Raw genomic sequence first — 12,787 nt, 5'->3', positions numbered from 1 at the left:
CGCCGCCGGGCTCAGCCCTTGGTCGCCCCCGCGGTCAACCCGCCGATCAGCTGGCGCTCGGCCACGGCGTAGAACGCCAGCGCCGGGACCATCGCCACCACCACGTACGCGAGGATCCGCGCGGTGTCGCTGGCGTACTGGCCCTGGAACTGCTGCACGCCCAACGGCAGCGTCCACCATGTCTGGTCGTTGAAGACCACCAGCGGCAGCATGAAGTTGTTCCAGCTCGCCACGATCGCCAGCACCGAGACCGTGGCCAGCGCCGGGCGTGCCATCGGCAGCAGGATCCGCCAGAAGAACGCGAACGGGCTGCAGCCGTCGAGGGTGGCCGCCTCCTCCACCTCGTTCGGAATCTCCCGGAAGAATCCCCGCAGGATGATGATCGTGGTCGGCAGGCCGAAGGCGGCCTGCGGCAGGATCACGCCGAGCGGGTTGTCCAGCAGGCCCATCTCGCGCAGCAGGACGAACAGCGGCAGGATCGCGACCGCGAACGGGAACATCAGCCCCATCGCGAAGAGCGTGAAGAGGAACTCCCGGCCGCGGAACGCGAAGCGGGCGAAGACGAACGCCGCCATCGCCGACGCGCCCACCACGAGTACGGTCGTGCCGACCGCGATGAGCAGGCTGTTGCCGGTCTGCCGCCAGAACGTCGACGTCGCGAAGATCTCGGTGTAGTTGCTCGGGATCCACGGGTCGGGCAACCCGAACGGGCTCCGGGCGAGTTGGGCGTTGTCCTTGAACCCGCCCAGCACCCCGTACACGATCGGGACGACGATGAACGCGCCGATCGCGATCGACACCAGGTGCAGCAGGGCGACGACCGGGGTGCGCCGGCGCTGCGTCGCGGTGCGGCTCATCGCTTGCCTCCGATCACGGTGACCGCTCCCTCCATGTCGCGGCGCAGCACGAACCGCTGGTACAGCAGCGCGAACACGAGACTGATCAGGAACATCGCGATGCTGATCGCGCTGGCGTAGCCGACCTCGAAGCTCTCGAAGCCGTACCGGTACATGGTGATCGCCATCGTCTCCGACGCGTTGACCGGGCCGCCCTCGGTGAGCACCCAGACCGCGTCGAAGAGCTGGATGGTGCCGATGATGGAGAGGAAGACCGCGATCCGGATGGTCGGCCCGAGCAGCGGCAGGGTGACGTGTCGGAACGTGTTCCATCCGGTCGCGCCGTCCACCGCCGCCGCCTCGATGATCTCCGCCGGGATGCTCTGCCGGGCGGCGAGGAAGAGGATCATGTAGAAGCCGAAGTACTTCCACGTGATCACGACGAACACGGCGTAGAGCACGGTCGAGGTGTTCGAGAGCCACTCCTCGGCGAGCCCGCCCAGCCCGATGCCGCTCAGCACCTGGTTGGCCAGGCCGGCGTTGGGCGAGAGCACCATCTGGAAGAGGACCGCCGTGATCACCTCGGCGAGCACGTACGGGGCGAAGAACATCACCCGGTACACGGCGCGGCCCCGGATCGGCTGGTTGAGCAGCAGCGCGAGACCGAGCGCCAGCGGCAACTGGACGGTCACCGACAGCACGATCAGGATCAGACCGCGCCGCAGGTCGCCGACGAAGACCTCGTCCTCCAGCAACCGGCGGAAGTTCTCCAGCCCGATGAATTCCTCGGTGCCGCGGAAGCCGTTCCAGTCCAGCAGGCTGGTGTAGGCGGCCAGCGCGATCGGGGCGATGACCAGGAGGCCGAACAGGAGGAGCGCCGGGGTCAGGAAGATGAGAATCGTTCCCCAGCCCCGGCTGCTCAGCCAGCGCCGGCCGCCGTCGGCCGGCGGCACGACGGCGACGGCGGCGGGGGAGCCGGCGGTCGCCGGGGAGGGCGCGGGCCGGACGCCTCCGGCCGGCCCGCGCGCCGCCCCGAACGCGCTGTCAGCGCTTCGCGGCATTGTTGATCGACTTCAGCACCCGGTCCGGGGTCGCCTTCCCGGCGAGCAGCTCGGTGACGCTGTCGTTGACCTGCTGGCCGACCTTCGGCTCCCAGGCCTGGTCCAGGTAGAGCTGGAACGCGGTCGATTCGTTGACGGTCTTCGCCACGACCTGCTGGTTGGGGTCCTTGATCGCGTCCTCCGCGCCCTTGGTCACCGGCAGGATGGCACCACTCGCGGCGCCCTTGCGCTGGACCTCCACGTCCAGCAGGTACTTGAGGAACTCGACCGTCTTCGGCGGCGCGTCCTTGCCGACGGCGAAGCCGTTGCCGCCGCCGAAGATGTCCGAGACCTTCCCCTTGCCGCCCTCGACGCTGGGGAACGGGAAGAAGCCCAACTTGTCGCCCAGGCCCGACTTGGACTGCGAGAACGCCGCCTGGTTCGACGGGGCGAACTGTCCCATCAGCTCCATCGCGGCCTTGCCGTTGCCGACCAGCGCCGCCTGGCCGTCGGGCTTGTCGTACGTGGCGGCGAGGAAGCCCTTCTGGAACGGCTGCAGGTCGAACAGTTCCTTCAGCTTCTGGGTCGCGGTGAGCAGGTCCGGCGTCTCGAAGTTCTTGTCCCGCATCGCGGCCTCGAGCGACTCGGCCCCGCCGATGCGCAGCGCGAGGTACGACCAGTAGAAGTGCGTGGGCCACTTGTCCTTGCCGCCGAGCGCGATCGGCGTGACCCCGGCGGCCTTCAGGTTGCGGACCGCGTCCAGGAACTCAGTCCAGGTGGCGGGCGGGTTCGTGATGTTCGCCTTCGCGAAGAGGTCCTTGTTGTACCAGAAGCCGACCATGCCGCTGTCGAACGGGAGCCCGTAGTACTTGCCGTCGACCTGGTAGTACTTCAGGGAGACGGGCGCGAGGTTGCCGACCCAGGACGAGATGTCGGCGGAGATGTCCTTCAGCAGCCCGGCGTCCACCTGCTGCGCGAGCACGCCCCCACCCCACGAGCTGAACAGGCTGGGCGCGTTGCCGGACTGGGTGACCGTGGTCAGCTTGGACTTGAACGCCTCGTTCGCCAGCGGCGTGATCTTGATGGTCACGCCCGGGTTCTTGGCCATGAAATCGTTGGCTGCCTGCTGCCAGATGCCCAGCATCGGATCGGTGTTGGAGATGTGCCACCACTCGATGGTGGCGTTGCCGCCGCTGTCGGTGCCCTTGTCGTCGCCGCAGGCTCCGAGAAGCGCGGCGCCGGCGGTCGCGCCGGCCAGACCGAGCAGCGATCTGCGGGAGATAGGCGTGGTCATCAGCTGTCCCTTCCCAAGCTCGAACGCGGCGGTCGGCGTGCCGGCGCGCCGGGAGCGGTGGTCGCGAAACATTCCGGAAAACGAACTGTGATGCGGCGCACGCTACGACCGTGTGAAGCTGCGGTCAAGACCCGTCCCGTGACCTCTTTCCGAGGGGAGGCCGGACACCTGCGCGGTTGATTCCGGAATAGACTTCCGGAAAGCTACCGAGAAATTATCCGGGCGGCCCGGAAGCCGCCCCGCCCCGGCTCGCCGCTGCGGTGATCCGCGGCGCCGCCACCCGAAGGGGAGACGCATGTCCACCGACACCGCCCGAGCCGCGACCGGCGCTGCGATCATCCGCAACCCCGTGCTGCGCGGTTTCTATCCAGACCCCTCAATCCTGCGGGTGGGCGACGACTACTACCTCGCCACCTCGACCTTCGAGTGGTACCCGGGCGTCACCGTGCACCACTCCCGCGACCTCGTGCACTGGCGCCCGCTCGGCGGCATCCTCACCGAACAGCGGCTGCTCGACCTGCGCGGCGCCGGAGACTCCTGCGGGGTCTGGGCGCCCGACCTGTCGTACGCGGACGGCCTCTTCCACCTCGTCTACAGCGACGTGGCGAGCTTCAGCAACGGCTACTGGGACCCGCAGAACTACCTGATCACCGCGCCGGACATCGCCGGCCCGTGGTCCGATCCGATCCCGCTGCACGCCCACGGCTTCGACGCCGCACTGTTCCACGACGACGACGGCAGTTGCTGGCTGCTCGCGATGAGCGCCGACTGGCGGCCCGGCCGCGAGCGGTTCCGCGGCATCGAGATCCAGCGCTACGACCGGGCCCGCGGCCGGCTCGTCGGCGACCCCGTCACCATCTTCACCGGGACCGCGGCCGGCTACACCGAGGCGCCGCACCTGTACCGCCGGGACGGCTGGTACTACCTCGTCACCGCCGAGGGCGGGACGAGCTGGGAACACCAGGTGACGGTGGCGCGCTCCCGCGCGCTGTTCGGGCCGTACGAGCCCGATCCGGCCGGGCCGATGCTCAGCTCCGTCGGCCGGCCCGACCTGCCGCTGCAGAAGGCGGGACACGGCTGCCTGGTGTCCACCCCGGATGACCGGTGGTACCTGGCGCACCTGGTCGCGCGGCCGTACAGCCCGCTGGGCAAGTGCGTGCTGGGGCGCGAGACCGCGATCCAGGCGGTCCGGTGGAGCGCGGACGGCTGGCCGCGCGTCGACGGGGCGGTGCCGGCCGCGGAGGTGCCCGCGCCCGAGCTGCCCGCGCACCCCTGGCCCGTCTCGCCGCCGACCGACGACTTCGACGCACCCGTGCTCGCCCCGGTCTGGTCCACCCTGCGCCGTCCGGCCACCCCGGACTGGGTGAACCTGCACGAGCGCCCCTCCCACCTGCGCGTCCACGGCGGCCAGTCCCCGGCCGGTCGGCAGCGCCCGAGCCTGGTGGCCCGCCGGGTCGCCGCCGCGCGGTGCGTGTTCGAGACCGTGATGGAGTTCCGGCCCGCCAGCCACCGCCAGGTCGCCGGCGTCACCGGCTACTACAACGTCGACAACTGGCACTTCGCGTACGTCACCCGCGCCGACGACGGGCGGCGCGTGCTCGACGTGCTGACCAGCGATGGTGGCCGCCGGCGGTGCTACCCGGGGACCGAGGTCGACGTGAGCTCCGCCGACCGGCTCGGGCTGCGGGTGGTGTTCGACGGGCCGGAGCTGCGCTTCGGGTACGACCTCGGCGACGGCTGGCGGGAGCTGCCGGTGACGCTGGACGCGACGATCCTCTCCGACGAGCACGCCGCCCGGGTGGTCCCCGGCGAGCCGGAGGCGTGGGGGTTCACCGGCGCGTTCGCCGGGCTGTGGGTCCAGGACATCGGCGCGGACGGCGGCTACGCGGACTTCGACCACGCGACGTACCGGGAACTGTGAACGCCCGACGACATCGGCCACCGGCAACGCGCGTGACCACCCCGCAATCTGCGCGTACCCCGTTTTCTCATCCCCGTCGTCGGCCCGGCCGATAGGGGACGAGGACGGTCCGGGACACCACAGGGAGGCGTGATGGGGGAAGCCCAGGTGCCAGCCCGGGTGCACCCGTTCGGACCCTTCGCGTACCTCGGGTTGCGCGCGCACGAGCTGACGGTGAAGGGGCGCAACACCGAGGCGCTGCGGTTGACCGACGAGTACGAGCGGATCGTCTCGCTGCTCGGCGACGACGCGGCGGTCAGCATGCTGACGCAGGTGCGGATGTACGCCCTGATCGGGCTTCGCCGGTTCGAGGAGGCGCTGCGCACCGGGGAGGCGCTGCTGCGCCGGCACCAGGCGATCGCGGTGCGGTGCAGCGAGGCCAAAACGCTGGCGGACATCGCGGAGGTGCTGGTCCGGCTCGGCCGGCTCGACGAGGGGCTGCACCGGCTCGCCCGGGCGACGGCGCTGCTGGAGACGACGCCGCCGACCAACCCCCGCTACGCCTCCGCACTGGCGTCGGTGAGCGAGGCCGCCCGCGCCGCGGAGCTGTTCGAGCTGGCCGACGAGTACGCCCGGGCCGCGGTCGAGTCGTTCGACGCGGACCCCGGACAGCGGGCGGCGATGGAGCTGCAGCGCGCCGAGCTGCTCCTCGACTGGGCGCTCCGGCTCGAACAGATCGGCCTGGTCGACGAGGCCGGGGTCCGGTATGCCGCAGCGGCGGCGATGGCCCGGCACTGGGTGGACTGGTACCGAAAGCGGGGACCCGACGAGGACGCGCCGCTCGCCGCCGCGCTGCTCGCCCTCGGGCTCGCGAAGATCGGCCGGGTGACGGAGGCGCTCGCGCTCTGCGAGTCGACGGTCGGCCCGCTGCGCGCCGCCGGCCGGGAGCACGAGGCCCGGCTGGTGCACCTCGCGTACGGGACGGCGCTGCGGGCCCACGGTGATCTGCGCGCCGCGCGCCGGGAGTTCATCGCCGCCGAGGAGCTGTCCGCGGCGGAGGGGAACGGCTCGGATCAGCTGATCTTCCAGTACGAGCTGGCCGCGCTCGCCGCGATGGAGTTTCCCGGCGGCGGCGCGCAGGCGATGCTGGCGGCGCTGCGGGACCACGCCCTGCACCTGTGGCGGCTGCGGATGGAGCGCCGGACACTGCTCAACCAGGCGCGGCAGCGGGTGCGGCTGGAGGACGAGCACGCCCGCGCGGACACGGCCGCCGGCCAGGACGCGCTGACCGGGCTCGGCAACCGGCGCAGCTACGACCGGCAGCTGGCCGCGATCGAGGCCGAGCGGCCGGACCGGGTCGTGCTCCTCCTCGTCGACCTGGATCGCTTCAAGCTCATCAACGACCGCTACTCGCACGGGATGGGCGACCGGGTGCTGCGCGAGGTCGGCGCGGTGCTGCGGGCGCACTGCCGCCCGCACGACGTGCCGATCCGCTTCGGGGGCGACGAGTTCGCCGTCTTCCTCCGCGCCGACCTGGAGAGCGCGGCGCGGGTGGGGGACCGGATCCGGCAGGTCATCGCGGGACGCGACTGGGACGAGTTCGCCCCCGGGCTGCGGGTGACGGTCAGCGTCGGCGCGGCCGCGTACGCCCCGGGGATGAGCGGGCACGACCTTTTCGACGCCGCCGACCGGCAGTTGTACGCCGCGAAGAGCGCCGGCCGCAACCGGCTCGCGCTCTGACGCCGGCCTGGCGCGGCGTTCCGGCTCAGCGGCGGACGTCCGCCGGCCCGGAGGTCAACGGCAGGCCGGCCCGCTGCCACGCCTCAACGCCGCCGATCATGTCGGTGGCGCGCCACAGGCCGACCGCGCGCAGGCTCTGGGCGGCGAGACTGGAGCTGTATCCCTGCCGGCAGACCACGACGATCTCCAGGTCGTGATCGGTGGCCTCCGGGATGCGCGCGTCGCACAGCGGGTCCAGTCGCCACTCCAGCACCGTGCGGTCGATCACCAGCGCCCCCGGCAGCTCGCCCTGCTCCCGGCGCTGCGTCTCGGTGCGGGTGTCGACGATCAGCGCCCCGCGACGTCGCGCCGCGTCGGTCTCCTCCGGGGTCAGCCGGCGCATCCCGGCGCGCGCCTTGGCCAAAACACCGTCAATCCCGGCATCCCGCTCGATTTCCACCCCGACAGTCTGCCGCAGACGGGACTCGGCAACGCCGGAAGGCGTCAGTCGGCCGACCGCCGTGTGGGCCGACGCGCGTGCGGCGCCACCGCTGTCAGGCCAGCGCCCGGGCCAGGTCCGCGCGCAGGTCGTCGGCGTCCTCGAGGCCGATCGAGAGCCGCAGGATGTCAGCGTCCGGGCGGGCGTCGGGCGCGACCGGGCGGTGGGTCAGGGCCGCCGGGTGCTGGATCAGCGAGTCGACGCCGCCGAGCGACACGGCGTGGGTGAAGAGCCGGACCCGGCCGGTGACCCGGACGGCCTGCTCGTAGCCGCCGGCGAGCTGGATCGCCAGCATCGCGCCGGGGCCGCGCATCTGCCGCCCGATCAGGCCGGTCGGGTCCCCCTCCGGCGTGCCGGGGAAGAACACCCGCCGCACGGACGGCTGGCTGCTCAGCCAGCCCGCGAGCTTCTCGGCGGAGCCCTGCTGCGCGCGGATCCGCAGCGGCAGGGTGGCCAGACCGCGGTGCAGCAGGTAGCCGCCGAGCGGGTGCAGGAGCGCCCCGGTCACGGCGCGGACCCGGCGCAGCGCCGCCGCCCACGCCGGGTCGCACGCCACGACGCCACCGACGACGTCGCCGTGCCCGCCCAGGTACTTCGTGGCGCTGTGCAGCACCAGCGCCGCGCCGTGGGCCGCCGGGTTCTGCAGGACCGGGGTGGCGAACGTGTTGTCGACCAGCACCGGACGTCCGGCGGCGGCGTCGACCACGGCCGCGATGTCGACCAGCTCCAGCGTGGGGTTCCCCGGCGATTCGACGACCACCAGGCAGGTGTCGGGGCGCAGCGCCGCGGGCACCCCGGCCGGCGCACAGTACGTCACCTCGACGTCGAGCAGGCCGGAGCCCAGCAGGTGGTCGCTGCCGCCGTAGAGCGGCCGGACCGCGACCACGTGCCGGCCGCCGGTCTCCGTCTTGGCGGCCAGCACCGCGGCGGTCAGGGCGGCCATCCCGGAGGAGAACGCGACGGATTCCTCGGTGCCCTCGAGCCGCGCCAGTGCCGCCTCGAAGCGCGCCACCGTCGGGTTCCACAGTCGGGCGTAGACGGTGCCGCCGCCGGGAACGGGGTGTCCGCCGGTCGCCATCGACTCGTACGACGCGCCGCCGAGCCCGATGTCGGGCAGCGGGCTGGTCGACGAGAGGTCCAGCGGCGGGGCGTGCACCCCGAGGCCGACGAGGTCCTCGCGACCGGCGTGCACGGCCAGGGAATCGAGCGAAAGAACCTGGTCAGCCATGCGATGATGGTGCGAATATCCGCCGGGGAAGGCAATAGAGGTGAAAGAATCCTCGCCATACTCGGCGCAGCAGCGAAGATTCTGGAGGTCGGAGCCGTGGTCGCGGTGACCGGAGCGAGTAATCCACGGCCCCGACCGGCGTCCGCGCTGGACGGCACGGACCTGGCGATCCTCGCCGAGTTGGCCGCGGACGGGCGGATCACGAACGCGGCGCTGGCGGCCCGGGTCGGGGTCGCCGAGTCGACCTGCATCCACCGCGTGCGCGCGTTGCGCGAGGCCGGGGTCATCGCGGGCTTCCACGCCCGGGTCGACCTGGGCGCGTTGGGCCGGGGCCTGCAGGCGGTCATCAAGGTACGGCTCGGCAGCCACAACCGCGACCACGTGCACAGCTTCCACGCCCGGCTCACCGAGATCCCCGGCGTGCTCACCGCGTTCCACGTCGCCGGCGAGGACGACTATCTGCTGCACGTGGCGGTGGAGTCGCCCGAGGCGCTGCGCGACCTCGTGCTGGAGCACATCAACGTGCACCCTGCCGTCCGGCACACCGAGACGCAGCTGGTCTTCGAGGTGCTGCCCGGCCTCGGGGTGCTGCCCGCCGCGGGTCAGGGCGGCAGCGGCCGGAACCGCACCGGGATGCCGGGGCGGGCCTGGGCGGCCGCGGCGAGGTCCGCCCCGGGGACGACGCCCACCACCGGATAGCCGCCGGTGGTCGGATGGTCGGCCAGGAAGACCACCGGGCGGCCGTCCGGCGGCACCTGCACCGCGCCCAGCACCATGCCCTCGCTGGGCAGTTCCCCGTGGATCGCGCGCGCCAGCGGCGGACCGTCGGTGCGCAGCGCGATCCGGTTGCTCGCCGGGGCGACCGCGTAGCGGGCGGCGCCCAGCCCGGCCAGCGCCGCGGGCGTGAACCAGTCGTGCCGGGGACCGAGCCGCAGCCGCAGCACCAGCTCGGTCGGGGGCGCCGGCTGGGGCGCGAGATCGACCGCCGGTGCCGGCGCGGACGGCGCGCCCACCGGCAGCACGGCGCCGGCCGTCAGCGGCGGGGGACCCAGCCCGGAGAGCAGGTCGGCGGCGCGGCTGCCCAGCACCGGTGCCACCGCGAACCCGCCGTCGACCGCGACGTAGCACCGCAACCCGTGGGTGGCGGCGCCGACGTCGAGCACGGCGCCGGCCGGCACCCGCACCGGCAGCCCCCAGGGGGCCGGCGTCCCGTCGACGGTGACCGGCGCGGGCGCCCCGGTGACCGCGGCGACCAGCGGCGCGCGGGCCCGCAGCGCGACGCCGGTCAGCGTGGTCTCCAGCGTGGCCGCGTCGGCCGGGTTGCCGACCAGCCGGTTGCCGAGCCGGTGGGCCGGCTCGTCGAGCGCGCCGGCCCGCGGCACGCCGAGGTGCGCCTGGCCGCGCCGCCCGAGGTCCTGCACGGTGGTCAGCGCGCCGGCGCGCACCACCTCGACGGTGCGGGCTCCGGCTCCGGCGGCGCTCACCGGGTCTCCGGAACGAACCGGACGCGCACGCCGGGGCCGAGCAGCGCGGCGGGCTCGCGGTCCGGGTCCCACAGGACCGCGTCCGTCCGCCCGATCAGCTGCCATCCGCCGGGCGAGGCCCGCGGATAGGCGCCGGTGAAGCCGCCGGCCAGCGCGACCGAGCCCGCCGGCACCGTCGTGCGGGGCGTCGCGCGTCGGGGCACGTGCAGCCGCGGCGGGAGCCCGGTCAGGTAGCCGAACCCGGGGGCGAAGCCGCAGAACGCGACCCGGTACTCGAAGCCGCTGTGCACGGTCGCGACGTCGCCGACCGGCACCCCCCAGCACCCCGCGACCTCGGCCAGATCGGCGCCGTCGTAGCGCACCGTGATCTCGATCACCGGCCCGTCGTCGGGCGCGACCGGTGGGATCGCCCAGCCCGGCAGCTCGCGGGCGAGCGCGGCGGGGTCGGCGAGCCCGTCGAGGAGCACGGTCGTCGCCGCGGGCACGATCTCCGTCACCCGGGGCAGGGCTCCGCGGGCGCGCCGGCACAGCAGCTCGGCGTGCAGCGCCTCGACCTCGGCGGTCGACGCCACCTCGACCAGCAGCGCCCGTTCGCCGACCGGACGTGTCCGCACGCCGGCCCCGCCCAGGTCAGCCGGAGTCGCCACGATGCCTCCTCGCAGCCAACACCCTGACGGCGGGTCAACAGGCTAGTCACGGCCGCCAGATCGTTCAACAATCTACCGGTGCCGGCGGGGCACACTGATAGCTTTCGAAGCCTGGGTCCGGTGGGCGTCCGCGCTGCCCGCGTGCGCCGGGCCGCCGCACCGCGTCGTCGAGCTGCCGTAACGCTCATTTTTCGGGCCGGCCGCCCGATGGGGGCACCGAAGATCAAGAACGAGGTGATCATGCGGATCCCGAGGTGGTTCACCGCGCTGGTGACGTCCGGCCTGCTGTTCGCCGTCGGCGCGGTGGGCTGGCAGATGAACGAGGCGGCGCTGCGGGCGGCCGAGGCGGTGCACCGCGCGGACACGCTGACGCTCGGCCGCAACAACGCGACGTTGGCCAGCAAGTACCTGTCGCTGTCCGCGCGCGAGCTCTCCGAGTTCGTCGACGGGCGCCAGCCGGAGCTGCGGAGCCTCGAGAGCGTGGACCGGAGGCTGCTCGAGTGGTTCGTCGCCCGGTCCGTCTTCTTCCAGCACGGCGCGGCCTTCACCGACCCGAACGGGCGGATCCTCTACTCGGTGTCGAACGCGCCCGGCCTGCCCGAGCCGGACGACCCCGGCTACGCGCCCATGCTGCGGGGGCCGGCGGGACGTTCGATGATCTTCTCTGGGGTCATGACCGTGCGCGGCGCTTCCATGATCGCCGTCGCTGTGCCGATCCTCGGCGACGGGGCGGTGCGCGGGATGATGCTCGGCTACGCGCGGCTGCGGGACAGCACGCTGCAGGAGAGCATGGAGGCCGCGCCGGGTGAGTCCAGCGCACACGGAGTGGTCGACAGTCGTGGGCTGGTCGCGGCGACGAGCGACGACGCGCTGCTCGGCACGGCGATCGCGCCCGCCGTGCGCGAGGCGCTGGCGCGGAGCCGCACCGGGCCGACGTTCGTGGAGTACGAGGCGAACGGTCGGGAGATGGTCGCGCTGGTCGTGCCGGGGCTGCCCGGTGGGTGGGGTTACTACTGGACCGACTCGATCGCCGATTTCTACGGCACCGTCCGCGACCGCAACACCCGGACCGGCCTGGCACTGCTCGGACTGATCCTGGTGGCCGCCGTCAGCCTCGTGCTGGTCGACCTGCGCGCCGCCGCGGCACGGCGGCGCACCGAGGAGCGGTTCCGGGCGTTGGTGCAGCACTCCAGCGACTGCATCAGCGTGCTCGACGTCACGGGGCGGATCGTGTACGACAGCCCCAGCACCTCGGCCGTGCTGGGCTACTCGCCGAACGGGCGCATCGGGGAGCTCGCGATCTACATGCTGCACCCGGACGACCGCGCCGCCGCGCGCGAGGTGTTCGGTCGGCTGATCGCGCAGCGGGGCGCCGTGGAGCGGATGCAGTGCCGCGCGCTGCACGCCAACGGCGACTACCACTGGGTGGACATGCATGTGACGAACCTGGTCCACAACCGGGCGATCGAGGGCCTGGTGGTGAACCTGCGGGACATCTGCGACAGCCGGAAACTGCAGGAGCAGCTCAGTTTCCAGGCGCTGCACGACGCGCTCACCGGGCTGCCCAACCGGCGTCTGCTCAACGAGCGGCTCGCCGCCGCGCTCACGCCCGACCACCGGCGCTCCGCGCTGGTCGCCGTACTTTTCGTCGATCTCGACCGCTTCAAGTCGGTGAACGACACGCTCGGCCACGAGGCCGGCGACGAGCTGCTCCGCCAGGTGAGCGCCCGGATCGCCGGCTGCCTGGGCCCCGAGCACCTGTTGGCGCGGGTCGGCGGCGACGAGTTCGTGGTGCTGATGGAGGGGATCGGCACAGCCGAGGAGGCGATGGGGGTGGCGGACCGCATCGTCGCGGCGCTGCGCGAGCCGTTCGACGTGCAGGGTCACCCGGTGGTCATCGGCGCGAGCGTCGGGGTCAACGTGAACGAGCCCGGCACGACCGCGGACACGATGCTCAGCGGCGCGGACGCCGCGATGTACCAGGCGAAGCAGGCGGGCGGCCTCGGCTACGCCACCACATCTCCGGTGGATCGCGCGGCCGTGACGACCGCCGGCCCCGCCGCGTCGGCGGCCACCCCCGGCGGGGTGATCCACAGCGCCTGAGCACCGGCCCCGCTGACCCCCACTGTCCGCCCCGATA

General features: G+C 72.9%; 11 protein-coding genes. 4 read left to right on the top strand and 7 right to left on the bottom strand.

All coding sequences use genetic code 11. The features are described 5' to 3' along the window. Positions 1 to 11 precede the first annotated feature (11 nt). Genes BLW47_RS06410 through BLW47_RS06400 form a run of 3 tightly spaced genes read right to left on the bottom strand, consistent with a single transcriptional unit; the run spans position 12 to position 3,170 of the window. Positions 12 to 857, bottom strand: a complete 846-nt coding sequence (locus tag BLW47_RS06410; protein ID WP_091552857.1) for a carbohydrate ABC transporter permease — start codon at positions 855 to 857, stop codon at positions 12 to 14. After that, complete coding sequence (locus BLW47_RS06405; RefSeq protein WP_091552855.1) at positions 854 to 1,897, bottom strand: carbohydrate ABC transporter permease; 1,044 nt, start codon at positions 1,895 to 1,897, stop codon at positions 854 to 856. The genes BLW47_RS06410 and BLW47_RS06405 overlap by 4 nt, the downstream gene beginning before the upstream one ends. Continuing rightward, a complete protein-coding gene (locus BLW47_RS06400) occupies positions 1,881 to 3,170 on the bottom strand; it encodes an extracellular solute-binding protein (RefSeq protein WP_091554544.1) in 1,290 nt (429 codons plus the stop codon). The genes BLW47_RS06405 and BLW47_RS06400 overlap by 17 nt, the downstream gene beginning before the upstream one ends. A 295-nt stretch (positions 3,171 to 3,465) precedes the next feature. On the opposite strand from BLW47_RS06400, the gene BLW47_RS06395 reads away from it, so the two are divergent. Both BLW47_RS06395 and BLW47_RS06390 read left to right on the top strand, forming a co-directional pair. After that, a complete protein-coding gene (locus BLW47_RS06395) occupies positions 3,466 to 5,091 on the top strand; it encodes a glycoside hydrolase family 43 protein (RefSeq protein ID WP_091552851.1) in 1,626 nt (541 codons plus the stop codon). A 132-nt stretch (positions 5,092 to 5,223) separates the two neighbouring features. After that, entirely contained in the window at positions 5,224 to 6,810 is a 1,587-nt protein-coding gene (locus tag BLW47_RS06390; protein ID WP_091552848.1) for a GGDEF domain-containing protein, read from the top strand. Between the two features lie 25 nt (positions 6,811 to 6,835). On the opposite strand, the gene BLW47_RS06385 is transcribed toward BLW47_RS06390, so the two are convergent. Both BLW47_RS06385 and BLW47_RS06380 read right to left on the bottom strand, forming a co-directional pair. After that, positions 6,836 to 7,192 (bottom strand): rhodanese-like domain-containing protein, encoded by a 357-nt coding sequence (locus BLW47_RS06385; RefSeq protein WP_091554543.1) that lies wholly within the window; start codon positions 7,190 to 7,192, stop codon positions 6,836 to 6,838. A 151-nt stretch (positions 7,193 to 7,343) separates the two neighbouring features. After that, positions 7,344 to 8,516, bottom strand: coding sequence for a trans-sulfuration enzyme family protein (locus BLW47_RS06380; RefSeq protein ID WP_091552846.1), 1,173 nt, complete (start codon positions 8,514 to 8,516; stop codon positions 7,344 to 7,346). Positions 8,517 to 8,612: 96 nt separating this feature from the next. Here BLW47_RS06380 and BLW47_RS06375 point away from each other — a divergent pair, with 96 nt between their 5' ends. Then, on the top strand, positions 8,613 to 9,215 hold the full coding sequence (locus BLW47_RS06375; RefSeq protein ID WP_425435351.1) for an Lrp/AsnC family transcriptional regulator: 603 nt from the start codon (positions 8,613 to 8,615) through the stop codon (positions 9,213 to 9,215). Here the strand turns inward: BLW47_RS06375 and BLW47_RS06370 are convergent. Together BLW47_RS06370 and BLW47_RS06365 are read right to left on the bottom strand one after the other, a co-directional pair. Further along, entirely contained in the window at positions 9,119 to 10,105 is a 987-nt protein-coding gene (locus tag BLW47_RS06370) for a 5-oxoprolinase subunit C family protein (protein ID WP_091552841.1), read from the bottom strand. The two genes, BLW47_RS06375 and BLW47_RS06370, sit on opposite strands and share 97 nt — an antisense overlap. Further along, on the bottom strand, positions 9,997 to 10,647 hold the full coding sequence (locus BLW47_RS06365; RefSeq protein ID WP_342708921.1) for a 5-oxoprolinase subunit B family protein: 651 nt from the start codon (positions 10,645 to 10,647) through the stop codon (positions 9,997 to 9,999). Before BLW47_RS06365 ends, BLW47_RS06370 begins: the two co-directional genes overlap by 109 nt. 240 nt (positions 10,648 to 10,887) lie before the next feature. Here BLW47_RS06365 and BLW47_RS06360 point away from each other — a divergent pair, with 240 nt between their 5' ends. Then, positions 10,888 to 12,750 (top strand): diguanylate cyclase domain-containing protein, encoded by a 1,863-nt coding sequence (locus BLW47_RS06360; RefSeq protein ID WP_175543521.1) that lies wholly within the window; start codon positions 10,888 to 10,890, stop codon positions 12,748 to 12,750. Positions 12,751 to 12,787 lie beyond the last annotated feature (37 nt).

Source organism: Micromonospora pattaloongensis, assembly GCF_900107255.1.
In the GTDB taxonomy this organism is placed as follows: domain Bacteria; phylum Actinomycetota; class Actinomycetes; order Mycobacteriales; family Micromonosporaceae; genus Micromonospora_I; species Micromonospora_I pattaloongensis.
The sequence above is the reverse complement of the archived record's forward strand: the minus strand, read 5'-3'. Positions and strand labels throughout refer to the sequence as shown.